The following is a 24,775-nucleotide window of genomic DNA, read 5'->3' as shown; positions in this document are numbered from 1 at the left end:
CCGGCGCGTCCGCGGCCTCGTTCTAGCATGCGGGCCGTGCTGCGCCTGTTCGACACTGCTGAGGGCCGCGTCGTCCCTCTCGAGCTGCGCGACGACGGGGTGGTGTCGATGTACGTGTGCGGACCGACCGTCTACGGGCCGCCGCACCTGGGCCACGGCCGGTTCTCGCTGGTGTTCGACGTGCTCCGCCGTTACCTGGAGTGGTCGGGGCTGGAGGTGCGGTACGTGTCGAACATCACCGACATCGACGACAAGATCATCCAGCGCGCGAACGACGAGGGCCGCTCGGCGCAGGAGGTGGCGGAGCAGTACGAGCAGGTCTGGTACCAGGCCATGGACGCCATCGGGGTCAAGCGCCCGACGGAGGATCCCCACGCCACCGGCTACGTCGATCGCATGGTCGAGCTGATCGCCGAGCTCATGGACCGGGGCGTCGCCTACGAGACCTCCGACGGGGTGTACTTCGACCCCAGCGGGGTGTCGGACTACGGCCTGCTGGCCCGCCAGTCGATCGACTCGCTGCGGGTCGGGGCGCGGGTGGAGGCGAACGAGGAGAAGCGCTCGCCCATCGACTTCGCGCTGTGGAAGAAGGCCAAGCCGGGCGAGCCGGCCTGGCCGTCGCCGTGGGGGCCGGGCCGGCCGGGCTGGCACACGGAGTGCGTGGTGATGTCGCTCGACCTGCTGGGCGACGGCTTCGACCTGCACGGTGGTGGCCAGGACCTGGCCTTCCCCCACCACGAGAACGAACGGGCACAGGCGGTGGCAGCCGGGCACACCTTCGCCCACCACTGGATGCACAACGGGTTCGTGGAGGTGGGCGGCGAGAAGATGTCCAAGTCGCTCGGGAACTTCACCAACCTGCTCGACCTCGTCGAATCCACCGATCCCCGCTCCTACCGGCTGCTGGTGCTGCAGTCCCACTACCGCTCACCGGTGGAGGTCAACAAGGCCACCATCGACGCGGCCACCAGCGCGCTCGAGCGCCTCGACGCCTTCGCCCGCCGCACCGCGGACCTGCCACCCGCCACGCCGGATGCCGAGGCGCTCGACGCCTTCCGCCGGCACATGGACGACGACCTCGACACGCCGGCCGCCATGGACGTGTTGTTCTCGCTGGTGCGGCGGGGCAACCAGGCCCTCGACGCCGGCGACGTCCACGCCGCGGCTGCCGCGGCCGCCGCGGTGCGCGAGGTCTGCCGGGCGGTGGGCCTCGAGCTGCACGAGACCTCCGGCGAGGTGCCGCCCGAGGTGCTGGAGCTGGCCCGCCAGCGAGACGACGCCCGGGCCCGGAAGGACTGGGCCAGCGCCGACGCGCTGCGAGACCAGATCCAGGCCCGGGGCTTCGTGGTTGAGGACACGCCCGCGGGCACCCAGGTTCGCCCGGCCTGAAGGGTCGGCCGTAGCCTGACGGTCGTGGAGCGGTCGTCGACGAGGCCTCGGGGAGCGCTACCCGCCGGTTACGGGATCATCTGGACCACCGTCGCCATCGACCTCGTCGGCTTCGGCATCGTGGTGCCGATCCTCCCGCAGTACGCGGAGCGCTTCGGCGTGTCCGGCACCGTGATCGGGCTGCTGTTCGCCTCGTTCTCGCTGGCCCAGCTGGTGTTCGCCCCGGTGTGGGGGAAGGTCTCGGATCGGGTGGGACGCAAGCCGGTCATCCTGGTGTCGCTGTTCGGCACCGCGGTCGGCAGCCTGCTCACCGGCGCCGCGTGGTCGATCGGGGTGCTGTTCCTCGGGCGCATCATCGACGGTGCGTCGGGGGCCAGCGTTTCGGTGGCGCAGGCCGCGGTGTCCGACGTGGCGCCGGCCCGCGACCGGGCCCGGCTGATGGGCCTGCTGGGCGCGGCGTTCGGGGTGGGGTTCGTGGCCGGGCCGGCCATCGGCGCGCTGGCCGGCCTCGGTGGCGCGCACATCCCGTTCTTCGTCGCTGCGGCCATCTCGTTCGTGAACGGTCTGGTGGCCATCAAGCGCCTGCCCGAGACCCGGTCCCGCCACCGCGGCGAGCCCGCCGAGCGTGACGCGGAGGCCATCGCCGCTGCTCCGGCCCTGGACGGGCCGGGCCTCGCCGAGCCGGCCCACCTCGCCACCCCGAAGGCGCTGGACGTGCCCGCCATCGTGCGGTTGATCGTGGTGGCGTTCGTGGGGATGGTGGCCTTCAGCGGCTTCGAGGCCACGTTCTCGCTGCTGGCCGAACGGCGGTTCGACCTGCACATCTCCTCCACCGCGGCGGTGTTCACCGTCATCGGTCTGGGCCTGGTGGGGGTGCAGGTGGGGCTGGTCGGCCCGGTGACCCACCGCCTCGGCGAGGCGGGGACCCTCCGGTGGGGACTGGTGGCCAACACCGCCGGTCTGGCTTTGCTGGCGGTCGACGCAGGCTGGGCGGGCCTTGTGCCCGCGCTGGCGCTGCTGGTCGCCGGCCAGGGGCTGATCACTCCCACCCTCGCCTCCGCGGTGTCGTCCCTGGCGGGGGAGAAGCGGGGCGAGTGGCTGGGCTGGCAGCAATCGGCGGGGGGCGTGGCCCGGGTGGTGGGTCCGGTGGCGGCGGGGGTGCTGTTCCAGCACGTCGGGGTGGGCGCACCGTACGTGCTGGGTGCGGTGCTGGCCGGTGTGGCGGTGACGCTGGTACCGAGCTCGACGACCTCCAGCGTCGTGGCCGCGGTGTCCCCCTCGAGGGAGGTCTGACACCGCGACGGAGCCCGTCGGCGGGCCGGTCGCGGCCGCGGTTGTTCTCGAGCGTTCACTCAAGTCGCCGAGGTCGCCGGCCGACGTGGTCCATGGGACGGCGAGGATGCGGGCACGAGGAGGAGCACGCGGTGCCCATCGACGTCCCATCCGATCTGCCTGCGCCCCCGCACAGCATCGACGGCCTCGGCGTGCCCCGAGGACTGGTGCACGACCTCGTGTTGCGTCGGGCGCTGACCGACGGCCGCACGTCGACCCTGCGGTTGAGCGAGACCCTGGCCTGCAGCCCGGTCGTCGCCTCGGAGCTGATCGAGGAGCTGCGCGACCTGCGCTACCTGGAGGTCCAGGGCCTCGACGGGCGCGACTACCAGGTGGTGCTGAGCGACCTGGGTCGGCAGACCGCCCGGGAGCGGCTCGAGATCAGCCGCTACGTGGGTCCGCTGCCGGTGAGCTTGGCGGACTACCGGGCGACGGTGTCGCGCCAGCACGCGGAGCCCCGTGTCGACCGGGCCACGATGGAGCGGGCCTTCGCCGACCTGGTTGTGAGCCGGGCGCTGCTGCACCAGCTCGGCCCCGCGTCCTGCTCGGCCGGGGCGTTGTTCCTCTACGGCCCGCCGGGGACCGGCAAGTCGAGCATCGCGGAGCGCCTGATCCGCATCCACAGCGACGGCGTGCTCATCCCCCACGCGGTCGAGGTCGACTCGCAGCTCATCACGGTGTTCGACCCGGTGGTTCACCACGCGGTGGACCCGCAACCCGCCGGCTTGGACCCGAGGTGGGTGCTGTGCGAGCGACCGTCGATCATCACCGGGGGCGAGCTGACGGCCGGGATGCTGGATCTCACCTACCAGCCGAGCAGCGGCGTGTACCTGGCGCCACTGCAGATGCAGGCCAACAACGGGATCCTGGTCATCGACGACTTCGGCCGGCAGGCACTGTCGCCGGAGGCGTTGCTGAACCGCTGGATCGTGCCGCTCGACCGGGGGATCGACTACCTGACACTCGATTACGGGTTGAAGTTCGAGATCCCCTTCGATGCCAAGGTCGTGTTCTCGACCAACCTCGATCCGGCCAGCCTCGGTGACGAGGCGTTCTTCCGCCGGATCGAGAACAAGGTCCTGATCCCGGCCATCGGCCCGGCCCAGTTCGACGAGGTGCTGCGGCGGACCGCCAGCCGGTACGGGGTGATCTTGCTCGACGAGTCGGGCCCGTACCTGCGTGAGGTGAGCCACCGCCTCGGCGACGGCGACCTGCGCCCGTACCTCCCACGATCGGTGTGCCGGTTGCTGGTGGCGGTCAGCGAGTACGAGGGCGTCCCGCCGGTGCTCGACCGGCTGGCGGTCGACCGCATCGCGGCCTTGTACTTCACGAACGCCAGCAAGCAGGTGGATCTCGACGCGGACGGCGAGTTCCTCACCCCGGATCCCCCGGGAGGCGAGGTGCTGGAGTGGCCCGGCACGTCGGGTGCCGGCCCCGGTGCGCAGGGGCCGGACGGCAGCGCGGGTGTCGCTGCTGCGCCCGCGGTGGTGGCGTTCTGATCGGTTGGTCGGCCGCCGAGCGGCCTGGCGTGATCGGAGGCCCACCTCGGTCCGGTTGGCACGCGCCGGGCCGCCGGGTTAGCGTGATGTTACTGAGGGGTAACTTCTACCGGGAGTACCCACTGGACATCAGATCGGAGCCGGTGTCATGTCCGATTTCTCGCTCGCCCTGAACGAAGACCAACTGCAGCTCCAGAAGTGGGTCCACGATTTCGCCGAGGAGGTCATCCGTCCCGCCGCCGCGGAGTGGGACGAGCGGGAGGAGTATCCATGGCCCATCGTCCAAGAGGCGGCCAAGATCGGCCTCTACGGCATGGACTTCATGGCCCAGATCATGATGAACGACTCCACGGGGCTGTCGATGCCCGTCGCCACCGAGGAGCTCTTCTGGGGTGACGCCGGCATCGGCCTGGCCATCATGGGGTCGGGTCTCGCCGCGGCGGGCATCCTGGGCAACGGCACCCCGGAGCAGATCCTCGAGTGGGTGCCCCAGTGCTACGGCACCGCCGACAAGGTCCAGCTCGGGGCGTTCTGCGTGAGCGAGCCCGACGCGGGCTCCGACGTGTCGTCGCTGCGTACCCGGGCGGTGTACGACGAGGCCAAGGACGAGTGGGTGCTCAACGGCACCAAGGCCTGGATCACCAACGGCGGCATCGCCGACGTGCACGTGGTGGTCGCCACCGTCGATCCCGAGCTGCGCAGTCGGGGCCAGGCGAGCTTCGTCGTCCCCCCTGGCACGCCGGGGCTGTCGATGGGGCAGAAGTACTCGAAGCTCGGCATCCGCGCCTCCCATACCGCCGAGGTGGTGCTGGAGGACGTGCGGGTGCCCGGTAGCTGCCTGCTCGGCGGCAAGGAGAAGCTGGACGAGAAGCTGGCCCGGGCCCGCGAGGCATTGAAGAACCCGCAAGTGTCCAGCGGGAAGCAGCCGGCCATGGCCACCTTCGAAGCCACCCGCCCCGCGGTGGGCGCGCAGGCCATCGGCATCGCCCGGGCCGCGTACGAGTACGCGCTCGATTACGCCAAGGAGCGCAAGGCGTTCGGCAAGCCGATCGTCATGCACCAGGGCATCGGGTTCATGCTCGCCGACATGGCCACCGAGCTCGACGCCGCCCGCCTGCTGGTCTGGAGAGCAGCGTGGCTGTCCCGCAACGGCCAGTACCGCAATGCCGAAGGTTCGATGTCGAAGCTCAAGGCCGGCCGGGTGGCGGTGTGGATCACCGAGCGGGCCATCCAGATCCTCGGTGGGTACGGCTACGTCAAGGAGTACCCCGTCGAGCGCTGGCACCGGGACGCCAAGATCTACGACATCTTCGAGGGCACCGAGCAGATCCAGCAGCTCGTGATCGCCCGGGCCATCTCCGGCCTGCGCGTCGAGTAGGGCTGATCCGCCCCGGCCGAGCCCTGCTGCCGTCGGGCAGGGTACTCAGGCACTCAGGCGCTCAGGCGCTGGGGCGGTACCAAGGTGGGTACTTGCCGTCGGCCGTGTCGGCCGGGTCCAGCGCGGGACGCCCATCGCCGCTCGTAGCTCCTCGAGCGGCTTGTCGACGTGGGCCCAGAAGTCCCAGCCCGACGAGAAGGTGTCGGCGGTGGTCGCATCTCCTCGGGTCCAGGCGACCCACTGCTTGCGGGCGTCGAGCGCTCCGGTGGTGCTGCCCGCCAGCTCCGTGAGGGGGATGCCCAGCTGCCAGATGACCATGACCGGCAGGATGTGGCCGGCCAGACCCTCGAGGTGGTGCATCCCGGCGGTGAACGTGCTGACCAGCAGCTCACCTTGCACCGAGGTGTCGTAGCCGGACAGTACGTGGGCGAAGTCGTGCGGGGTCGTGAACTGCTCGGTGGGTGGGTCCGGCTCCCCGGGGAAGCTGAATCCGCTCACCGCGTAGAACCGGGTGAGCTCGTGACCGAAGGAGCCCGGGGGCACTCGGCCAGGGCGCGGTAGCGGGCCACCAGGTCGGGGTCTGGGTGGGTGCGGTAGGGCATCAGCCACTCGCCGTAGCTCCCGGTGTCCTCGACCCGCTCACCGGTGATGCTCTCGCGGTTGCGGCGCAGCTCGGCGGTCTCGATGGCCGGCAGCGCCCGGAGGCCGACCGGCTCCTCGAGGCGGAACAGGATGGCCGCTGCCAAGGTGATCGCGGCCACGTCGGCATCGCTCAGGGCGCCGTCGTTGTCCGCCCGGGCGATCGAGGCCATCGCCCCAGGATCGCTCTCGCCGCCTCGGCCGTACCGTCGAAGATCATCTCACCGACGCCACGCAGTCGGCTGGGCCGTCGTCGGGGACGGAACGCGGGGCTGTCGGCTCGCCGGGGTAGGACGTTCGGCAGAGTTGCCAGAGAGTCGAACGCCTCATTCGTGGGGGGTGAACGCCTCATTTCCGCCGGTATCGCCTGCCGCGTCGTCCCACCCGCGGTATCGTCCGAAACGCGGTTAAGTGAATGATCTTCAGTTGTGAGCGGCCCGCGTTCGGGGCGGCACCGTGCCTCCTCCAGCCGGTCATGACCGCTGGATCATCCGAAGGGCGAACAGGAGTGGTCGGATGACGGGGAGGGAACGTCGGCGGGCGCGCCGCGGAGCGGTCCTGGTGCTGGTGCTGGCGCAGCTGGTGGCGGTGGTGGCCGTCGTCGGCCTGGACGTCCGGCGAGCGGTTGCCGCGCCCGGACCGCGGCCGTTGCTCACCTTCTACGTCCCGATGGCGGAGAACGACTATCTCACCGCCTTGCGCAACGGGACCGGCCTGCCCGCCGCCATCGGCACTACCGCCTTCACCACCATCTCTCTCACCGCCGCCGCGGCCGGCACCATCATCTACTACGACCACTGGGAGAACGGCTACGAGGCCACCATCAACGACCGCACCCAGACCACCGGGGCCGCCGCCACCCTGGTGTGGGGTGACGGGGACCTGACCAACGGCGACGTCACCCCCTTCTGCACGCCGAGCTGCACCGGCGACATCATCCCCGCGGGCGGCGTGGTCACCCTCAACAACTCCCGCCGGCCGGGCACAACCGACCCCGTCTCCGCGGTGCCCTCCGGCATCCCGCTGTCCGGCAGCCCGCTGGCCCGTGACCCCGCCCAGGTCTACTGGGACGGCCGGGACAAGCTTGCCTCGACCCGGGGCCTGGCGGTGGCCAACGTCGGCTGGGGTGAAGCCGACGCCTTGGCCTCGGGCGCGGTCTCGGCTTACGACACCACCCGCTTCGGCACCTCCTTCGTCGTGCCCATCGGGCCTGACACACCGCTACCGGTGCCGAACTCGACCCCCGCGGAGTACACCGGCGTATCGGTGATGGCCGCCCAGGACGACACCTTGGTGGAGATCGACACCAACGCCAACGGCGTCCTCACCGACCCGGTTGACGTGATCACCACCCTCGACCAGGGCGAGACCGTGCTGGTGGACGGCGGGTTGCTCCAGGGAGCGACCATCAACACCACGCAGCCGGTGCAGGCGGACCTGTACGTCGCGGACATCGGCGCGAACTACGAGATCAGCTTCATCGAGCTGTTCCCCACCAACCAGTTCAGCACCGCCTACCTCGCGTCCGCCGGGTCACCGGTGGCCAACCAGGCGACGGTGGTGTACCTGTTCAACCCCTACCCGGCGCTGCTCACCATCACCGTCCAGACCTCGTCGGGCTCGACTCCCTATTCGGTGCCCGGCCTGACGGCCCGCCCAGTGGTGCTGAACACCCCGGTCGGCTCGGCCGGGCTGCTCACGGCCCCGCTGCCGTTCACAGCCGTCGCGCTGGTGGGCGCCAACGCCCCGGACACCACCAGTGGCAACCGCACCCAGGACTTCGACTGGGGCTACGCGCCGTTGCCGGTCGACTTCCTCACCCCGGCGGTCTCGGTGGGGTGGGCGCCGGCCTGGCAGCCGGGATTCACACCGGACCTGAACGCCAGCCCGGTGTGGGTCACCGCGACGTCCGCCACCACCCTCTACGTCGACTTCGACGGCGACCCCACGACAGGCCTCAGCGTCACCCCGCACACCGGACCATGCGACGGCATCGCCCGCTACGACGCCGCCATTCCCATCGCGGCCCTCCAGTCGCGCCGCATCACCGACACCACGGCCGACGGCTCCCCTTACGACGACGGGATCATGACCGGGGCCAAGATCTTCACCTGCGACGGGACGGTCATCGCCGCGGCCTACGGTGAGGACCCGGCGAACGCGCCGGTGGCCCAGCCGGGCCTCGATCTCGGCACCGCCATCCTCCCGGCGGCGATCATGGTCGCCGGCAAGGACTGGGAGCTGGTCGGCGACCGCAACGGCGACGGCCGGGTCGACCCGGGTGACACCGTGGCCTGGGAGGTCGCCGTCAGTGACGCGGGCGCGACCGCGCTCACCAACACGGTCCTCGACGACCCGCTGTCCGCCGGGGTCACCTACGTTGCCGGATCGACGACCCTCGATACGGGATGGGGACCGACCCCGGTGCCCGATCACGGGGTGCCGCCGTACACCACGGTCTACCCCCTCGACGAGGGGGGCCTGCACCTCGGCACGCTGGCGCCGGGGTCCACGGTGTGGGTGCGGTTCCTGGTGACCATCAACGAGCCCCTCGACACCCTCGACGGTCGGGTGCACAACCGGGTGACCGTCACCTCCGACCAGGCGCAAGCGGTCGCGACCTCCGACCTGCCGGTGCAGCGACCCTCACTCGACCTGGTGAAGACCTCGAACGCCACCGGACCGCTCGGCCCGGGAGACCCGCTCACCTACACCATCTCGGTCACGAACAACGGGACCGCCGTGCTGGCGCCGGTCACGGTCACCGACTCGTTCCCCGCCGAGCTGGACTGGGTGTCCACCACCGTGCACCGCTTCGACAGCGTCAGCGCGGGCACGATCGCCGACGACCTGCAGTGCACCACCTACAGCTGCTCCACAGGCTCCATGTCGTGGGCCGCGAGCTCCTGGCAGGAGGACGGCGACCTCACCACCCCACCGATCTACAGCACGGGGGGCATCCAGAACGTCGCCGACCCGAGTGTGACCACCCGGGCGATCCGCATGGGATGCACCACCACCGGGTGCACGACCGGTGGCGCGGGCCGATCCATCAGCCGGGTGGCCGGGAACTTCACCAGCTACGAGCGCGCCTCGCTGAGCGTGGGCATCCGCTGTAGTGGCATCGACCCCACGGGCGACTCGGTGGCGCTGGAGATCCGGCCGGACGCCAGCGCGCTGTGGCAGACCCTCCAGACCTTCGACAGCGGCTGCAACAGCTCGAGCTACGTGACCCACACCTTCCAGCTCGATCCCGCAGCGGTGTTCGGCACCGCCGTCGAGATCAGGTTCATCATCACCCAGAGCATCGAGCAGAACGACCTGTTCTACGCCGACAACATCACCTTCACCCTGGCTGACCGGGTGCCGGTGACCGTTCCCGGCGGGGCCCCACCGAGCCTCACCACGCTGCCTGACCTGTTGCCGGGGGAGACGGCGACCATCATCGTGACCGCGACCGTCAAGAACCCCTTGCCGCCCGGCACCCTCGACATCGTCAACACCGCCACCGCCACCTCGGGCCCCCTGAGCGACACCGACGACCACACCGACTGCGTGGTGTGCTTCGACTTCGGTGACGCGTCCGAGGACTACGGCACCACCTATGCCTCCGACGGCGCGCGGGCGAGATACTCGTTGTCCGGTCCTCGGCTGGGAGCACTCATCGACCGGGAGGCCGATGCCTATGCCGCGGTGAGCAGGACGACTCCGGCAGTGGGTGACGACACCCACGACCTCGACGACGAGGACGGTGTGGTCATCAACGGGGGCAGCGGCATCGCCGGTGGCACGACGATGACCATCGACCTCACCGTCACCGGCGTGCCCGCCGGCGGTTGGGTGAACGGATGGTTCGACTTCGACAACGACGGCGAATTCGACACCAACGAGTCGATCTTCCACCCCTCCCGGTTCGTCTCCGCCAGCACCGGGCTCTCGCCGCTGGGCTACGTGACCGGGCCGGGGGCCTACACCGTCACCGTGAACGTCCCGGACTTCGGGACCAACGGCTCGGGCTACGCCATCGGCGACCTCATCTACAGCCGCTTCCGGATCAGCTCCGTCGCCGGCGGCGTGGCCGAATCGGTCGGTCAGTCGATCGACGGTGAGGTCGAGGACTTCAGCACCGCGCTCACGGCCCTGCCCGTCGAGTTGGCGTGGTTCTCCTCCAAGCGCACGGCGAGCGGCGTGCTGGTGCGGTGGCGCACCTCCCAGGAGATCGACACGCTGGGTTTCAACGTCTACGCGGGACGGGGCCCCGGCGAGTACGAGCGGCTCACCTCGCAGCTCGTACCGAGCGAGCAGCCCACCTCGACCAGCTCGCAGAGCTACAAGGTGGTGGTCGCCACCGACGCCACCGACCTCTGGCTCGAGGCGATCGACCTCGACGGCACCACCCATCTGCACGGCCCGTTCCGGGTGGGCGGCGAGTGGGGTGATCCCAAGCCGCCGGCTCCCATCGACTGGGCTGCGACCAGCCAGGCACTCGCCACCGCCACCCCGGCACCCCCGGTGGTGCAGGTGACGCCCAACACCAGCGGGGTGGTGGCCAACATCGAGGTGCCGGCTGAAGGCCTCTACCGGATCACCGCCGCCGACCTGGCGGCCGCGGGGGTGGATCTCACCGGTGTGGCGAAGTCGAAGCTGGCTCTCACCGTCGGCGGTCGGCCGGTCGCCGTCAAGGTCGATGGGAAGGGCACCACCGTCGGCCCGGACACGGTGCTCACCTTCTGGGGGGCGCCGGTCGACACGCTCTACACCGGCGTGGCCACCTACCAGCTCCAGCTCGATCGCAAGCTGGCGCTCCGCATCGGCACCGACCGCACCGACGTGCCCGACGGCCCGGCGCTACCGAGCTACGTGGCCACGGTGAAGGTGGAGCAGCAGCGCTCCTACTCGGTCACCGCTCCCGGCTCTGACCCCTGGTACGACCAGTTGCTCAGTGCTCGGGGCCGGCCGCGATCGGTCAGCCGCACCGTCGAGGTCTCTGCCCCAGCCGCCGGTCAGGGGGACGCGGTGCTCGCGGTGGGCCTGTGGGGCCTGTCCCGGATGCCGGTGCCCGACGAGCACCACGTACGGATCGCGCTCAACGGCCGGCTCCTCACCGACACCTACTTCGACGACGCCGAAGCGCCGACGCTCGAGATGGCTGTACCGGACGGGTTGCTGGTCGAAGGAGCCAACGAGGTGACCGTCACCCTGGTGGGTGACACCGGCGTGCCCCTCGACATGGTGGCCCTCGACCGGATCGAGCTGCGCTACCCCCGCCGCACCGCCGGCGGTGCGCAGGCGTTGCGCCTGCGCACGGTTCCCGGGCGGGTCGAGGTGAGCGGGCTGCCCGACCCGGCTGCGACCGTGGTGCGCTTCGACGATCAGGGCCAGCCGGCACTGCTGGCCAAGGCCCGCATCGTCGCCGATCCCTCGGAACCGGGGACCTACAAGGCGGTCGCTCCGGGCGGGCTCGATCTGGCGGTGGTGCCCGCGGCCGCGCTCCGCACCCCGGCGATCAGCGCCGCCCGGCGACCGGCCGATCTGCTGCGGGGCCCCGCCGACTACCTGGTCATCACCCACGCCGGGTTGACCTCGTCGTTGGAGCCGCTCGTGCAGTTCCACCAGTCGCAGGGTCGGCGGGTGAAGGTGGTGGACGTCGCGGACATCTACCAGGCCTATGGGTACGGGATGGTCGACGCGAAGGCCATCGACACCTACGTGGCGGAGGCCAAGCGGGCGCTCGGGGTGCGCTGGGTGCTGTTGGCCGGCGCGGACAACTACGACTACCGGGACTTCGACAGGGACGGCTCGTTCAGCCTGGTGCCCTCGCCGTACGGCCCGGTGGGACTCGGCGGGGTCAACTTCGCCCCGCTGGACGCGGCGTACGCGGACGTCGACGGCGACGGCATCCCCGACCTCGCGCTCGGGCGCCTGCCCGCCCGCACCCCGCAGGAGATGCAGGCCATGGTGGCCAAGACCGTCGCCTACGCCTCCTCGGCGGGTGCCCGCCGCTCCGCCCTGTTGGTCTCCGACCAGGTCGACGGGTTCGACCTCGCCGGGTTGAACGACGAGCTGGCCGGGCGGCTCTCGGGCTGGACGATCACCCGAGCGGACATCGCTCGTGGCGGTGTCAGCTCCGCCCGGCAGGCGCTGCTCGCTGGGCTGGCGCAGGGCCCGGCGCTGACCTCCTACATCGGTCACTCGGGGGTTCGAGAGCTCGGCCCGGCCGGCTTCTTCGCCAGCCGGGACGTTGGACCTCCCACCTCGGCCGCGGCGCCGACCGCGGCGGTGCTCTACGGGTGCTGGAATGCGTACTACGTGCTGCCGAGTGCCGACACGCTCGCCCACCGTCTGCTGACCCACCCCGGGTCCGGTGGTGCGGCGGCCGTGCTCGGCGCGGTCACCCTCACCTCGGCCACCAGTGACGTGATCTTCGCCCGGCTCATGACCGATCGGCTGGCGGCGGGCGGTTCGACCTTCGGTGAAGCGGTGCTGTCCGCCAAGCGGGGGCTGGCCAGCTCCCAGCGAGGGCTGGCCGAGATCCAGCTCGGCTGGACGATGCTCGGGGATCCCGCCCTGCCCGTGCCCGGCGCGGGAGGTCTCCAATGAGCGCGGCGTCGCTCCCACGCACCGACCGGCGGAGCTTCCTGCGCCGAGCTGCGGTGGTGGGCGGTGCGGCGTGGGTGGCGCCCCAGGTCGTCACGGTGCCGGCTGGCGCCGCGCCGGTCACCTGGTACGTCGAGCTCGACCTCGACGGCAACGCGGTGCTCACCACCGCCTCGACCATCGGCTGCGACCCGGCCGGCTGGGTCGACGGCCTGCTGCCACCGATCAACGGGGTCGACCTCAACTGGTCGATCGTGTTCAACAACGGTTTCGACGCAAGCCAGGGCATGCAGGCCACCTTCTCGGACATCGGCGCGGTGATCGTCGACGCCAGCGCCGAGGAGACCTGCGCCGGCAGCTCGCCGCCGGGCGCGGTCCGCTGTGTACCGGGCGACATCGGGCCGGTCAACGTCGTGGACTTCCCGGACATGACGGTCCCCGAGTCCTGCGTGTACGACGTGTTCCGCATCGTGCTGCAGACCGGCTCGTAGGCGGCGACGGAGCGGCGGGGCGGGCGCGGTTTCCTGGTCCGACGCGCTGGTTCGTAGGCTGTCGTCCCATGGCGACGACACGCACCGCAACGACGCAATGGCAGGGCTCGCTCCTGGAGGGAGCGGGGCAGGTGAGCCTCGAGTCCTCGGGGATCGGGACCTTCGACGTGACCTGGGCGTCACGGGCTGAGGATCCCAACGGGCGCACCAGCCCCGAGGAGCTGATCGCCGCCGCGCACTCGTCGTGCTTCTCGATGGCCTTGTCGAGCGCGCTGGCCAAAGCGGGCAACCCACCGGAGCGGTTGACCACCACCGCGCAGGTGACCTTCCAACCCGGCGAGGGGATCACCGGCGTGCACCTCACGGTCGAGGGGACCGTGCCCGGGATCTCTGCCGAGCAGTTCGCCGAGGCCGCCGAGGGCGCCAAGGCCAACTGCCCGGTGAGCAAGGCGCTCACCGGCACCACCATCACCCTCGACGCCCGCCTGGCCTGAGGCGCCCGCCCCCCAGGGTCGGGGTCGTCCTGCCGCCTGCGGCCGGGACCTTGTTCCCTGTGGCCGGTACCGCATGCTTCGTACCCTCAGGTGACGTGGAGCAGTAGCTGGGTCAGGTGATGGCCATGGGCGTGACGGGGCAGCGCCAGGTCGGCCAGGATGGGTCGGCCGCATCGTCACCACGAGCGCCGGTGGCCACTGAAGGACGAGCCCTGACGCTGCGCCGGGCCTGTCGCCGCTCCGCGATCCCAGGCACGACTGTTGTACCCAACCCCGGTATCGTGTGATCCACCCCGGATCCTGGGAGGCACGATGCGCGGTTACAGCATGAAGCGGGACGACTACCTGAAGCGCCTGCGGCGCATCGAGGGCCAGGTTCGGGGCTTGCAGCGGATGATCGAGGAGGACGCCTACTGCATCGACGTCCTCACCCAGATCAGCGCGGTGAACAAGGCGCTGCAGAGTGTCGCGGTGGGGCTGTTGGACGAGCACGTACGTCACTGTGTCGCCAACGCCGCGGCCTCAGGAGGTGACCCGAGCGCCGACGAGCTGATCACCGAGGCGACCAAGGCGTTCGAGCGGTTGCTCAAGTCCTGAGGTCACCGTCGCCCGCGGCGGGGGAGGTCGCGGTCGCCGAGCGGGGGCGGAAGCGCCGTAGGCGCAGGCTGTTCGTCACCACGAACACGCTCGAGAACGCCATCGCCGCTCCGGCGATGAGGGGGTTCAGCAGGCCGGCCGCAGCCAGCGGGAGTGCCGCCAGGTTGTAGGCGAAGGCCCAGAAGAGGTTGCCCTTGATGGTGGCCAGGGTTCGCCGGGAGAGCCGGATGGCGTCGGCCGCGCTGCGCAGGTCGCCCCTGACCAGGGTGAGGTCCGATGCCTCGATGGCGACATCGGTGCCGGTGCCCATGGCGAGCCCCAGGTCTGCCTGCGCCAGCGCCGCCGCATCGTTGACACCGTCGCCCACCATGGCGACCACCCGACCCTCCGATTGGAGCCTGCGCACCACCTCGACCTTCTCCTCGGGGAGGACTCCGGCCACCACCTCCTCGATGCCGAGCTCGCCGGCGACCGCCCGGGCGACCCGCTCGTTGTCGCCGGTGACCAGCACCGGGCGCAGGCCGAGACGACGGAGCTCGGCGACGGCGTCGGGGGAGGTGGGCTTGATCGTGTCCGCGACGGCCAGCACGACCTTGGCCTGCCCATCCCAGCCCCCCAGCACCGCCGTCTGCCCCGCGGCCTCGGCCAGCTCCTTCGCGGCGCGCAGCGGGGCGGGCAAGTGCACGGCCCAATCCCGGAGGAACGCCTCCCGGCCAGCCACCACCGCGTGGCCGTCGACCACGCCCTGCACACCGAGCCCTCGCTGTGCGGCGAAGGACTCCACGGGCAGCAATGACAAGCCCCGGTCCCGAGCGCCAGCGGCGATGGCTCGTGCGATGGGATGCTCGCTCGCGTGCTCCAGGCTGCCCACCAGCCGCAGCGCCTCAGCTTCGGTGGTGCCCTCGGCCACCGTGACCGAGACCAGGCTCATGTCGCCGGTGGTCACTGTGCCGGTCTTGTCGAGCACCACGGTGTCGATCCGCCGGGTGGACTCCAAGACCTCGGGGCCTTTGATCAGGATGCCGAGCTGGGCACCCCGACCGGTACCGACCAGCAACGCGGTGGGCGTGGCGAGGCCCAGCGCGCAGGGGCAGGCGATGATCAGCACGGCGACGGCCGCGGTGAAGGCGGCGGAGGCGCCCGCGCCAGCGCCGAGCCAGAAGCCGAGGGTGCCGGTGGCGACGGCGATCACGACTGGTACGAAGACCGCCGACACCCGATCGGCCAGGCGCTGCACGGGCGCCTTGCCGGTCTGGGCGTCCTCCACCAGGCGGGCGATCCGGGCCAGTGCGGTGTCCGTCCCGACCCGGGTGGCCCGCACGACCAGCCGCCCCCCGGCGTTCACGGTCGCGCCGATGACCTCGTCGCCCTCCCCGACCTCGACCGGGACACTCTCCCCGGTGAGCAGTGACGCGTCGATGGCGGAGGTGCCCTCCTCCACGACCCCGTCGGTGGCCACCTTCTCGCCCGGTCGAACGACGAAGCGGTCCCCGACCCGCAGCTCCTCGACCGGGATGCGCACCTCCTCCCCGTCCCGCAGCACCGCGACGTCCTTCGCCCCGAGCTCGAGCAGGGCCCGCAGCGCCTCCCCCGATCGCCGCTTGGCCCGGGCTTCGAGGTAGCGGCCGAGCAGGATGAACAGGGTCACGCCCGCCGCGACCTCGAGGTAGATCTCGTGCCCCCCTCCATCCCTGGCGATGGTCAGCTCGAAGGGCATCCGCATCGACGGCTCCCCGGCACCGCCCCAGAACAAGGCGTACAGCGACCACCCGAACGCCGCCAGGGTGCCCATCGAGATGAGCGTGTCCATCGTGGCAGTGCCGTGCCGGAGGTTCGTCCACGCGGCCCGGTGGAAGGGCCAGGCGCCCCAGACCACCACCGGGGCGGCGAGGGTCAGCGAGAGCCACTGCCAGTTGTCGAACTGCAGCCGCGGAACCATCGCCATGGCCAGCACCGGCATCGTGAGCGCGGCCGAGACCAGCACCCGATCACGCCACGCCCGAACCGGGTCGCCGGGGGGACCGGCAGGCGCGTCGACGCGACGGGGGTGGGGTGCTTCCTCCACCGGCCCGGGTTGGCGAGCCGTGTAGCCCGCGGACTCAACCTCGGTGATCAGGCGCTCGACGGGAAGGTCTCGGGGAGCGCGGATCCGGGCCCGCTCGGTGGCGAAGTTGACGGAGGCCTCCACGCCGTCGAGAGCGTTGAGCCGGCGCTCGATCCGCGCCGCGCACGACGCGCAGGTCATGCCCTCGATGGCGAGATCGATCGCCCGGACGTCGGGACGTCGGTCTTCGGTGGTGGTCACGGGTGCTCACCGTGGCCGGTGGTCGGCGTGGGCGCCGGCACGGGACGAGGATCCGGAGCGGGGACCCCGACGGTGGGCTCGGTGGTGGTCGGCTCGTCGATGGGGCCGACGGCTCGGCCGATCGCCAGGCCGCCGCCGAAGACGGCGGCGAGGAGGAAGGCGAACATGGCGAGCCGCGAAGCAGGTCCGCGGGAAGGGCGCTCCCCGTCTCGATCGGAGGTCATGATCTCACCATACCCCGGTAGGGTATAAATTGCCAACTGCTTCCCGAGCAGGCCGCCGAGGCCCACCCGTGGGGGGCCTGGTTGACGGGGAGTGCAGTCAGGCGCCGGCCAGGCGGACGGCCTCGACCTCCGTCCGGCGGAACCGTGGCCCCCGCCTGCTGGCGACGGGCTCCAGCATCCCCTGGTCGACCATCACGTCCACCCGATCGGGCGTCACCTCGAGGATCGTCGCCGCTTCCCGCAGATCGATCAGCTCGTCCCCCTCGAGCGGGCGCGAGACCTCGACGGCCGGCCGCGAGCGCCGCCGGCGGACCATGATGACGACGATCAACACGGCGAGGACGGCGAGTGCCAGCGTCACGTTGCGTTGCTGCAGGCGTGCTCCGAGCATGTGCTGCCCCTTCCCCGCCTGGGCAGAGACCAGACCACCGAGGTCTGTCGATCAGTCGGACGGGGTGTCGCGCAGCCCGTCGTTGAACGCACGGTAGAGGTCGTAGACCTCCTTGCAGCGGGAGCACACCGGGAGCCGGCGCGGATCACGCGACGGCACCCACACGTGGCCGCACAGCGCTTCGAGAGGCGTCCCCGACACCCGAGCCTCGAGCACCTTGGCCGCGGCACTCTCACCCGGCGCCACCCGGACGATGTGCGCGACCTCCGGCGGGCCCTGTTCGAGCTCGGGGTCGGAGATGTCGGGGGTGACGAACGGGTCGGCGACGGTGGGTGCCTCGGGTGTCGAGATCGCGGTCGTCGGGGTCATGTCAGCTCCACCCAGTCATCGGTCTTCTTGTCGAACTGCAGCCAAGTCTGCCGCTTCTCGCTCCAGACGACGTACGTATCCCGTCGGCGGTCGTAGAAGGGCTCGGCGGACTTCGGTCCGGGCGGGACGATCGCCTCGGCGCCCGCGGGGCCCGGCTCGGAGCTCAGGAGTGCTGCCGCCTCCTGGCGGGTGATCGACGGCGGCCCGGCGACGGGGTGGCGGGGGCCGTCGAGTATCAGCCGGCCCTGGTAGTCGGCGTCGATCACGAACGTGCCGGCGAGCCAGTCGGCAGGCTGCCGGTGATCACGGCTCAGAGCCATGCAGGCCACGCCGACGAGCCAGTAGAAGCAACCGAGGAAGGCTCCCAGCACACTCATGGTCCCGCCACGCACGATGGCGCGCCACAGCCCTGGTGGGCGGCCGTTCCAGGTGGCCACGCGGACACCGCACAGCAGCTTCCCCGGCGTCCATCCGTAGGAGGCGACGAGGATCGACTTGAACAGCGCCCAGGCGAGCACGACCAATGCCACGGCGGCCCACGCACGATCCCCGGTCGGATCCACGTCGAACACCGTGCCGGTGGTGCTGGTGCGGTGGAGATCGATGCCGAACAGGCTGGCGAACCCGAGCGCGAGCACGAGATCGATCAAGCCGTCCGCGAGCCACGCCACCACTCGGCGACCGACGACGTTGGTCGGGTCCATGCCGATCGCCCCTCGTCACCCGTCCCACGCCGGCGAGTCGGGCGGCCACGGCACGCGTGCCGTCACCTCGGCGCTCGAGGCCTCAGAGGTCAGGTCCAGCCCGGCGGCGGTGAGTGCCGCCACGAGGTGGTCGGGGATCGCCGACGGCGGGTCGGTTGCCATCGTCACGACCAGCTCACCCGGGCCGCCGGCCACCCGCAGGGCGGCGGTGTCCGCGGCGCGGGCCACCCCTAGCAGCTCCTCGATCGCATGGACCAGGCGAGCCCCCGGGACGGGCGCCACCGGCTCGGAGACTTCCCAGTGCAACTCGACGGGGGTCCCGGCGGTCTCCCGCACCACCGCCACGAGGATCTCGGTGGCCCCCCGCGCCGGGTCGGTCGCGGTCGACAGCGGGGACGGCTCGGCGCCCCCGGCCGCGACCTGGTCCCGCCAGAGCCGATCCAGGCGGACGGTCTCGAGCGCCCAGACGCCCATGGCATCGAGCGTGGCCCGACTGGCGCGCTGGAGCGCGCCGAGCTGCTGCTCGAGGTCCGCGATCTGCTCGGCCGACTCGTGTGCCGCCTGCTCAGCGGCGGCCCGGGCGGCGGAGAGCTGCTCTGCCAGCGAGGCCCGCTCCCGCTCGGCGGCGTCTGCCCGCTCGTGCGCTGCCGCGGCGCGCGCCTTCGCCTCCGATGCGTCCGCGGCCGCCTCCTCCGCCTCGGAGGTCGCGGCGTCGAGTCGCTCTTCGAGCGCCTCCAGCTTGGTCTCCGCGGTGGCGAGGGCTGAACGGGCGGTCGCCACGACGACGAGCAGCGCGACGACGAGCACGGCCAAGACGGTCACGACCACGATCACGGGCCGCGACCGTAGCGGAGCACCCTCGGCAGCGGGTGCGAGGCGTTCAGGGCCGGAGACCCCGCAGCCCCGCCCAGGCCAACTCGGCCACCTGTGCCGCGAGCTCGTCCACGTCGAGCTCGAGCTCGTTCGACAACCAGTGGCGACACGTCGTCTCGGCGATGCCGACGATCCCGTAGGCGAGCAGGCGCCGCCGCTCGTCGGAGAGGCCCTCGACCACGATGAGCTGCGCGATGGCGTCGGCGACCTCCGTCTCCACCTTCAGGGCTTCGGCGGTGAACTCGCGGTCGCGCCTGGTCTCGCCCGCGAAGAGCACGTCGAACCCCCCTCGGGTCGCGGCCACCCAGCGGAAGTAGGCCAAGAACCCGCTCTCCACCTGCTGGCGGGGCCCCTCCGCGGTGGCCACCGCCTTGCCGACCGCGTCACGCAGCCGCCCCCCGACGTCACGCAGCACCTCCAGGTACAGCTCTCGTTTGGAGCGAAAGTGCTGGTAGAGCACGGGCTTCGTGACGCCGGCCCGGTCCGCGATCTCGTTCATCGAGGTGTGGTGGTACCCGTGCTGGCCGAAGACCCGCAGCGCGACGTCGAGCAGCTGCTGGCGGCGCTCCGCCGCAGGGAGGCGGGCGGTCATGGAGTGGTCCGGTGGGCGCGCATGGCTACTCCACGGTAACCAGCACGCGAGGGGCCGTTGAACGCCGCCGGCGCAAGCGGCTCTGGAGGTCCTCAGTAGGTGATGACCGAGCGGGCCACCTCGCCCGACTGCATGGCGGCGAAGGCCTCGTTGACGTCCTCCACGCCGATCTCGCGCGAGATGAGCTCGTCGAGCTTGAGAGTGCCCTCCTGGTAGAGCCCGAGCAGCTTGGGGACGTCGTCGTTGACGTTGGCCGATCCGTACCAGCAGCCCTTGATGGTCTTGTTGAGGTAGAGGAACTCGAGCGCTGCGGGCAGCTCGAGGATCACGTCCATCCGGGGCACGCCCACGAAGATCGCCTCGCCGCCCTGCCGGGTGAGGCTGAGTGCCTGCAGCATCGTGTCCTTGATGCCGATCACCTCGAAGACCGTGTCGGCCAAGCGCCCTCCAGTGGCTTCGGTGATCACGGCGGCCGGATCCTGCTCGCCTGCCTTCACGGTGCGGGTCGCGCCGAATTGGTCGGCCATCTCGAGCTTGGTGTCGAACACGTCGATCGCCACGATCTCGCCGGCGCCGGCGATCTTGGCCCCCTGGATCACGTTGAGGCCGACGCCGCCGCAGCCGATGACCGCCACGGTGTCGCCTTCACGGATGCTGGCGGTGTTCATCGCCGCGCCGACCCCGGTGAGCACCCCACAGCCGATCAGCGCCGCCACCTTCAGCGGGATGGACGGGTCGATCTTCACCACGCTGATGGCCGGCACGATGGCCTCCTCGCCAAAGGTGCCCAGCATGGCCATCTGGTGCAGCGGCGCGCCTTGCGAGGTCAGGCGGGTGGTCCCGTCGAGCAGCCCCCCGAGCATCGCCATGCCGCTCCGCTCGCACAGGTAGCCCTGGCCCCGGGTGCAGAAGTAGCACTCGCCGCAGTTGGGGACGAAGGAGCATACGACGTGATCGCCGACCGCCACGTTCGTGACCCCCTCGCCGATCTCGACCACGGTGCCCGCACCCTCGTGCCCGAGGACGATCGGCGTGGGCAGCGGGATGGTGCCGTTCTGCACCGAGAGGTCGGAATGACAGACCCCCGACGCCCCGACCTGGATCCGTACCTCCCCCGGACCGGGTGGAGCCAGCTCGACATCGTCGCGGACCTCGAGTGGGGTGCCGACCCCCGTGAGCACAGCTGCCTTGCACATGACCGGTTCCCCCATGGTCGATGATCCGAGCGGTCGGCGCATCCTCGCGCCGCACACGGGAGGCGGCAATTCGATGCGTCCGTATCGAGCGCCGGCTCAGCGCCCGTGCTCGAGGTCGTCCTTTTCCGCTGCCTTCACCATGTAGGTGACGAGGATCGAGGGTGCGAGGAGCACCGATCCACCGATCAGCCCGATCTCGACCAGCCGCACGGTCCCGGCGGTGAACTCGCCGATCAGCCCGGCGAAGAAGGCCACCGTGGCGACCGCGTAGAAGAGGTAGCCCAGCCGCTGGCCCGCTTTCGCTGCTCGGGCCCACCGGGCTCGCCGCTGCCTCACCGGGTCGGTCATGGAGCCCAGCCTGTCTCATCGAGCAGGTCGTGGAGATCGGCTGCCATCCGCTCCAGGGAGAGGTGGCGCTCCGCTACCGCCCGGTTGTGGTCGAGCAACTCGTCGTCCGGCTCGGACAGCCACCGGTCGATCGTCTCGATGTCGTCGAAGTCGAACCAACGGAATCCGAGCGCCGCGAGCTCCGTGGCCACCGGGTACCGCTCGATCGCCACGGGACGCCGGTGGATCGCCGCTTCGATGGGGGGGTTACCGAAGCCTTCCCACGCCGAGGGGAACGCCACCAGGTCCGCTGCCGCGTACACGTCGGCGGCGCTCGGCAGCGGTCGGTGGATGACCTCGCAGCGGGCGCGGCCGAGGATCGCCGCCAGCTCGGCTTCGAAGCCGTCCTCGGCCGGGCCGGTCAGCCAGTAGATCCCGCGCAGTGCCTCGGTCAGGGCCACCGCGTCGGCAATGCGCTTGCGAGGGATGGCACGCACCGGATGGACCACGAGACGCTCGCCGGGGGCCACGCCCAGTTCGTCGCGGATGTGGTCGCGGTCGCCGGCCGGTACCCGGGTGTCGAAGCCGTTGTAGATGGTGACCGCACGGATCCCCCGCTGGGCGAGCTGGCGTCGGGTGAGCTGGTTGATCGTCACGTGCCGCCAGCTCGGGTCGTCGGGCGGGAGCTCGGTGATGTGCCGGTACTGGGCTCGCTGCCACGCCGGGTCGTGGTGGTGGAGGATCGCCGGCCGCCCCCGGAGCACCTCAGCCGCCACCCGTGAGGCCGGTAGGTTCATCGGGATCGTGAGCAGGTTCTCGACCACGACCAGGTCCGCGTCGGCGAGCGCGGCATCCAGCGCGCGCTGGCTCGGCGGTCGGGTCGCGCCCAGCGCCAGCCCGTCGACGACCCGGTCGACCGGGCCCTCGCCGGCCACGGTCATCACCTCGAACCCGGCCAGGCGCAGCGCCTCCATCCAGGTGTCGGCCACCACCGACACCCCGTCGGTGAGTCCCAGGCGGAACGAGAGGAAGGCACAGGTGGGCACGATGCGGTCGGGGGTACCGGGACGGCTCGGGCGGTGAGCCCCGGCGACACGCTACCGGCACTCGGCCAGCTCGACCGGCAGGCCAGAGCCGTGCTGGAGCGGCACTGGCACGTCGACGGCTTCTGCGTCCCGCACTCCTCGGTCTACCCGTACCAGTGGCTGTGGGATTCCTGCTTCCATGCCATCGTGTGGTGCCATCTGGGTGAGCACCAGCGCGCGGTCACCGAGCTTCGCAACCTCTTCCGCCACCAGCACGACAGTGGGTTCGTCCCCCACGTGCAGTACGGGGAGGATGATCGGTTGGCGGGCTTCTGGGGCTGCGCTGCCACCTCGTCGATCACCCAGCCACCCATGTACGGCCACGCGCTCGCCGTCCTGGCCCGCGCCGCCGACGGCGTGCCGGGCGATCTGGTGGAGCGGGCCGCGGCGGCGATCGGTTTCCTCCTCGACCGTCGGGCTCGCGACGAGGCGTCCGGGCTGGTCACCATCGTTCATCCCTGGGAGTCGGGTGCCGACGACAGCCCCCGCTGGGACCACTGGTGCGGCGAGCGGTTCGATCCCTCTCGCTGGTACAAGATGAAAGGCGCGCTCCTCGCCACCATCGTGCGTGACCGGCACGGCGCACCCCTCGCCAACCCGGCGTTCGGCGCCGCCCCCGCGGGGTTCAACGCCCTGGTGGCGTTCAACGCCCTCGAGTTGGCCGAGTTGACCGGTGACGGTCGCATGCGGGCCACGGCCTTGGAGCTGGCCGGGGTGCTCGCCCGGCGGTGGTCGGGCGAGCTCGCGACGTGGATCGACGGCGGGCCGGCCGGTGGCGGTTCGGGCCGGATCCGCACCCTCGACGCGTTGCTGCCGTTGCTCGTCGACCCCGATCGGGGCCGGCAGGTGCTTGATCTGATGATCGACCCTGTGGGGTACGGCGGCCCGTGCGGGCCGGCGGGGGTTCATCGCGACGAGACCGTGTTCGAGCCGTACACGTACTGGCGTGGCTCGTCCTGGCCGCAGCTCACCTACCTGTCGTGGGTCGGGGCGGCCCGGCTCGGCTCCCCGGCCCGTGCCGAGCTGGCACAGATGCTCGTGCTGGGCTCGACCAGGTCGGCGTTCGCCGAGCACTGGCACCCCGACACCGGTGAGCCGCTGGGGGCGGTGCCGCAGTCGTGGTCGACGCTGGCTGCCGTCGTGGCTGCCGATGCCGAGCAATCGGCTAGGCGCCCGGGGGCGGGTTACGGGTGAGCAGGGCCGACAGCGGCCAGATCGCCAGCCAGCTCCACATCGCGGCATCCGGCGAGACCAAGTAGGCCACAGGGATCGAGAGGGCGAACACCACCGGAGCGATCCCCCGTGTGATGAGGGCGAAGCGCACGACCTCACGGCTGGGCTCCTCGTGCAACAGCCGGCGCGCCCTGGCGAGCAGGTAGCCGGCGATGTCGATGACCCCGAACACCACGAACCACCCCGCGTACAGCGTGATCGCCTGCTCGTTGCCGGCGTAGAAGCCGATGACCTGCGCCTCGAAGGGGACGATCACGATGAGCAGCAGGAACACCATGGTCCAGGCGATCATCGCCCCGTCGATGGCCCGGAGGCGGCCCACGAAGCGGTGGTGACCGAACCAGTAGAACGCGATGAGCACGAAGCTGAGCAGGAAGGCGAAGATCTGCTCGCTCAGGTCCCCGACGAGCTCGAAGACGTTCGCGCTGGCCGGGTCACCGGTCGGTCGAGGCAGGTCGATGCCGAGGATGAGCAGGGTGAGGGCGATGGCCGCCACACCGTCGGCGAACGACACCACCCGACCGAACTCGGCGCTGCCCCGTTCGTAGCGGGGCGAGGTCGCGGCGGTGCGCTGGCCGGAGGCCATCAGAAGCGGGACAGGCGTGGCTCCTCGGCGAAGAAGAGCTGTGTGGTGAGCTCGAGGTTCTCCCGCGCCCGGCGCTCCTCGGCGTCCCGGTCGCGCAGCTCGATCACGGGCCGGGCGTCGATGTGCGGCCTGGCCGCGGCCCGCTCCCGCGCCTGCCGGTCGTGACCCGCCGCCGCGGCCGCAGCGGCCATGGCCCGGTCGGTGTCGGTGACGCGCACCTCACCGGAGAGGTCACGGGTCAGCGCCAGATGGTTGCGGGGATCGGGGACCGCTTCGATGATCGACCAGAGGGCGGCGTCGGCGCCCTGGGGCAGCCTCGGTTTCGTCGACGGCCCACCCCGGCGGCGAACACCGCGAACGGTCAGGAACGCGAGGAAGACGGCGGCCACGGCCAGCCCGGCGGCGACCAGGCCGATCGCGAGAGGACTGGAGGAGACGGTCATGCGAAAACGGTACGGTGGCCGCCGGGCGCGA

At 71.1% G+C, this 24,775-nt stretch carries 23 protein-coding genes; 9 read left to right on the top strand and 14 right to left on the bottom strand.

Annotated elements, in window-relative coordinates; translation table 11 throughout:
- Window positions 1-36 precede the first annotated feature (36 nt).
- The 4 genes from cysS to HZF19_RS02715 all read left to right on the top strand — a co-directional run bounded on the left by cysS (window position 37) and on the right by HZF19_RS02715 (window position 5,598).
- On the top strand, window positions 37-1,389 hold the full coding sequence (cysS, locus tag HZF19_RS02730; protein WP_208027207.1) for a cysteine--tRNA ligase: 1,353 nt from the start codon (window positions 37-39) through the stop codon (window positions 1,387-1,389).
- 24 nt (window positions 1,390-1,413) lie between these two features.
- Window positions 1,414-2,682, top strand: coding sequence for an MFS transporter (locus HZF19_RS02725; RefSeq protein WP_208027206.1), 1,269 nt, complete (start codon window positions 1,414-1,416; stop codon window positions 2,680-2,682).
- Window positions 2,683-2,813: 131 nt separating this feature from the next.
- Window positions 2,814-4,220 (top strand): DUF8689 domain-containing protein, encoded by a 1,407-nt coding sequence (locus tag HZF19_RS02720; RefSeq protein WP_208027205.1) that lies wholly within the window; start codon window positions 2,814-2,816, stop codon window positions 4,218-4,220.
- 148 nt (window positions 4,221-4,368) lie between these two features.
- Complete coding sequence (locus tag HZF19_RS02715) at window positions 4,369-5,598, top strand: acyl-CoA dehydrogenase family protein (protein ID WP_208027204.1); 1,230 nt, start codon at window positions 4,369-4,371, stop codon at window positions 5,596-5,598.
- 45 nt (window positions 5,599-5,643) lie between these two features.
- Here HZF19_RS02715 and HZF19_RS02710 read toward each other — a convergent pair whose 3' ends face one another.
- Complete coding sequence (locus tag HZF19_RS02710) at window positions 5,644-6,096, bottom strand: Coq4 family protein (RefSeq protein WP_208027203.1); 453 nt, start codon at window positions 6,094-6,096, stop codon at window positions 5,644-5,646.
- Complete coding sequence (locus HZF19_RS02705) at window positions 6,093-6,410, bottom strand: hypothetical protein (RefSeq protein WP_208027202.1); 318 nt, start codon at window positions 6,408-6,410, stop codon at window positions 6,093-6,095. The genes HZF19_RS02710 and HZF19_RS02705 overlap by 4 nt, the downstream gene beginning before the upstream one ends.
- Before the next feature lie 343 nt (window positions 6,411-6,753).
- On the opposite strand from HZF19_RS02705, the gene HZF19_RS02700 reads away from it, so the two are divergent.
- The 4 genes from HZF19_RS02700 to HZF19_RS02685 all read left to right on the top strand — a co-directional run bounded on the left by HZF19_RS02700 (window position 6,754) and on the right by HZF19_RS02685 (window position 14,416).
- Window positions 6,754-12,837 carry a C25 family cysteine peptidase gene (locus HZF19_RS02700; RefSeq protein ID WP_208027201.1) on the top strand — a complete coding sequence of 2,028 codons (6,084 nt, stop codon included), beginning with the start codon at window positions 6,754-6,756 and terminating at the stop codon, window positions 12,835-12,837.
- Window positions 12,834-13,325, top strand: coding sequence for a hypothetical protein (locus HZF19_RS02695; RefSeq protein ID WP_208027200.1), 492 nt, complete (start codon window positions 12,834-12,836; stop codon window positions 13,323-13,325). The genes HZF19_RS02700 and HZF19_RS02695 overlap by 4 nt, the downstream gene beginning before the upstream one ends.
- Window positions 13,326-13,393: 68 nt before the next feature.
- On the top strand, window positions 13,394-13,819 hold the full coding sequence (locus HZF19_RS02690) for an OsmC family protein (RefSeq protein WP_208027199.1): 426 nt from the start codon (window positions 13,394-13,396) through the stop codon (window positions 13,817-13,819).
- A 312-nt stretch (window positions 13,820-14,131) separates the two neighbouring features.
- The gene (locus HZF19_RS02685) at window positions 14,132-14,416 is read left to right on the top strand and encodes a metal-sensitive transcriptional regulator (RefSeq protein ID WP_208027198.1); all 285 of its coding nucleotides are present in this window, start codon (window positions 14,132-14,134) and stop codon (window positions 14,414-14,416) included.
- On the opposite strand, the gene HZF19_RS02680 is transcribed toward HZF19_RS02685, so the two are convergent.
- The 10 genes from HZF19_RS02680 to HZF19_RS02635 all read right to left on the bottom strand — a co-directional run bounded on the left by HZF19_RS02680 (window position 14,406) and on the right by HZF19_RS02635 (window position 22,443).
- Window positions 14,406-16,721 carry a heavy metal translocating P-type ATPase gene (locus HZF19_RS02680; RefSeq protein ID WP_307781118.1) on the bottom strand — a complete coding sequence of 772 codons (2,316 nt, stop codon included), beginning with the start codon at window positions 16,719-16,721 and terminating at the stop codon, window positions 14,406-14,408. The two genes, HZF19_RS02685 and HZF19_RS02680, sit on opposite strands and share 11 nt — an antisense overlap.
- Window positions 16,718-16,945 (bottom strand): hypothetical protein, encoded by a 228-nt coding sequence (locus HZF19_RS02675; RefSeq protein ID WP_208027197.1) that lies wholly within the window; start codon window positions 16,943-16,945, stop codon window positions 16,718-16,720. Before HZF19_RS02675 ends, HZF19_RS02680 begins: the two co-directional genes overlap by 4 nt.
- Before the next feature lie 97 nt (window positions 16,946-17,042).
- Window positions 17,043-17,336: a hypothetical protein gene (locus HZF19_RS02670; RefSeq protein WP_208027196.1), complete on the bottom strand. Its 294-nt coding sequence runs from the start codon at window positions 17,334-17,336 to the stop codon at window positions 17,043-17,045.
- A 51-nt stretch (window positions 17,337-17,387) separates the two neighbouring features.
- Entirely contained in the window at window positions 17,388-17,705 is a 318-nt protein-coding gene (locus tag HZF19_RS02665; protein WP_208027195.1) for a DUF3039 domain-containing protein, read from the bottom strand.
- A complete protein-coding gene (locus HZF19_RS02660; protein ID WP_208027194.1) occupies window positions 17,702-18,409 on the bottom strand; it encodes an RDD family protein in 708 nt (235 codons plus the stop codon). Before HZF19_RS02660 ends, HZF19_RS02665 begins: the two co-directional genes overlap by 4 nt.
- Window positions 18,410-18,424: 15 nt before the next feature.
- On the bottom strand, window positions 18,425-19,243 hold the full coding sequence (locus HZF19_RS02655; protein ID WP_208027193.1) for a hypothetical protein: 819 nt from the start codon (window positions 19,241-19,243) through the stop codon (window positions 18,425-18,427).
- 46 nt (window positions 19,244-19,289) lie between these two features.
- Window positions 19,290-19,874: a TetR/AcrR family transcriptional regulator gene (locus HZF19_RS02650; RefSeq protein WP_208027192.1), complete on the bottom strand. Its 585-nt coding sequence runs from the start codon at window positions 19,872-19,874 to the stop codon at window positions 19,290-19,292.
- Window positions 19,875-19,966: 92 nt separating this feature from the next.
- The gene (locus tag HZF19_RS02645; protein ID WP_208027191.1) at window positions 19,967-21,085 is read right to left on the bottom strand and encodes a Zn-dependent alcohol dehydrogenase; all 1,119 of its coding nucleotides are present in this window, start codon (window positions 21,083-21,085) and stop codon (window positions 19,967-19,969) included.
- A gap of 81 nt (window positions 21,086-21,166) precedes the next feature.
- Complete coding sequence (locus HZF19_RS02640) at window positions 21,167-21,418, bottom strand: hypothetical protein (RefSeq protein WP_208027190.1); 252 nt, start codon at window positions 21,416-21,418, stop codon at window positions 21,167-21,169.
- Window positions 21,415-22,443: a glycosyltransferase family 4 protein gene (locus HZF19_RS02635; RefSeq protein WP_208027189.1), complete on the bottom strand. Its 1,029-nt coding sequence runs from the start codon at window positions 22,441-22,443 to the stop codon at window positions 21,415-21,417. The genes HZF19_RS02640 and HZF19_RS02635 overlap by 4 nt, the downstream gene beginning before the upstream one ends.
- Window positions 22,444-22,476: 33 nt before the next feature.
- Between HZF19_RS02635 and HZF19_RS02630 the strand changes: the two genes are divergently transcribed.
- Window positions 22,477-23,676, top strand: coding sequence for an MGH1-like glycoside hydrolase domain-containing protein (locus HZF19_RS02630; RefSeq protein ID WP_208027188.1), 1,200 nt, complete (start codon window positions 22,477-22,479; stop codon window positions 23,674-23,676).
- Here the strand turns inward: HZF19_RS02630 and HZF19_RS02625 are convergent.
- On the bottom strand, window positions 23,648-24,301 hold the full coding sequence (locus tag HZF19_RS02625; RefSeq protein ID WP_208027187.1) for a TMEM175 family protein: 654 nt from the start codon (window positions 24,299-24,301) through the stop codon (window positions 23,648-23,650). The genes HZF19_RS02630 and HZF19_RS02625 overlap by 29 nt on opposite strands.
- Window positions 24,301-24,744, bottom strand: coding sequence for a hypothetical protein (locus HZF19_RS02620; protein WP_208027186.1), 444 nt, complete (start codon window positions 24,742-24,744; stop codon window positions 24,301-24,303). Before HZF19_RS02620 ends, HZF19_RS02625 begins: the two co-directional genes overlap by 1 nt.
- Window positions 24,745-24,775: the final 31 nt, after the last annotated feature.

It is taken from the genome of Rhabdothermincola sediminis (genome assembly GCF_014805525.1).
Taxonomy (GTDB): Bacteria; Actinomycetota; Acidimicrobiia; order Acidimicrobiales; family Acidimicrobilacustridaceae; genus Rhabdothermincola; species Rhabdothermincola sediminis.
Note: the sequence above shows the minus strand (reverse complement) of the source record. Positions and strands in the feature narration are given on the sequence as shown.

Excerpts from the sequence above, each read along its gene's own strand:
- HZF19_RS02690 (WP_208027199.1), top strand. The coding sequence starts at position 13,394 with ATGGCGACGACACGCACCGCAACGACGCAATGGCAGGGCTCGCTCCTG.
- HZF19_RS02645 (WP_208027191.1), bottom strand. The coding sequence starts at position 21,085 with ATGGGGGAACCGGTCATGTGCAAGGCAGCTGTGCTCACGGGGGTCGGC.
- HZF19_RS02625 (WP_208027187.1), bottom strand. The coding sequence starts at position 24,301 with ATGGCCTCCGGCCAGCGCACCGCCGCGACCTCGCCCCGCTACGAACGG.
- HZF19_RS02695 (WP_208027200.1), top strand. The coding sequence starts at position 12,834 with ATGAGCGCGGCGTCGCTCCCACGCACCGACCGGCGGAGCTTCCTGCGC.
- HZF19_RS02665 (WP_208027195.1), bottom strand. The coding sequence starts at position 17,705 with ATGACCCCGACGACCGCGATCTCGACACCCGAGGCACCCACCGTCGCC.
- HZF19_RS02660 (WP_208027194.1), bottom strand. The coding sequence starts at position 18,409 with ATGGACCCGACCAACGTCGTCGGTCGCCGAGTGGTGGCGTGGCTCGCG.
- HZF19_RS02685 (WP_208027198.1), top strand. The coding sequence starts at position 14,132 with ATGCGCGGTTACAGCATGAAGCGGGACGACTACCTGAAGCGCCTGCGG.
- HZF19_RS02705 (WP_208027202.1), bottom strand. The coding sequence starts at position 6,410 with ATGGCCTCGATCGCCCGGGCGGACAACGACGGCGCCCTGAGCGATGCC.
- HZF19_RS02715 (WP_208027204.1), top strand. The coding sequence starts at position 4,369 with ATGTCCGATTTCTCGCTCGCCCTGAACGAAGACCAACTGCAGCTCCAG.
- HZF19_RS02670 (WP_208027196.1), bottom strand. The coding sequence starts at position 17,336 with ATGCTCGGAGCACGCCTGCAGCAACGCAACGTGACGCTGGCACTCGCC.
- HZF19_RS02640 (WP_208027190.1), bottom strand. The coding sequence starts at position 21,418 with ATGACCGACCCGGTGAGGCAGCGGCGAGCCCGGTGGGCCCGAGCAGCG.
- HZF19_RS02675 (WP_208027197.1), bottom strand. The coding sequence starts at position 16,945 with ATGACCTCCGATCGAGACGGGGAGCGCCCTTCCCGCGGACCTGCTTCG.
- HZF19_RS02620 (WP_208027186.1), bottom strand. The coding sequence starts at position 24,744 with ATGACCGTCTCCTCCAGTCCTCTCGCGATCGGCCTGGTCGCCGCCGGG.
- HZF19_RS02700 (WP_208027201.1), top strand. The coding sequence starts at position 6,754 with ATGACGGGGAGGGAACGTCGGCGGGCGCGCCGCGGAGCGGTCCTGGTG.
- HZF19_RS02650 (WP_208027192.1), bottom strand. The coding sequence starts at position 19,874 with ATGACCGCCCGCCTCCCTGCGGCGGAGCGCCGCCAGCAGCTGCTCGAC.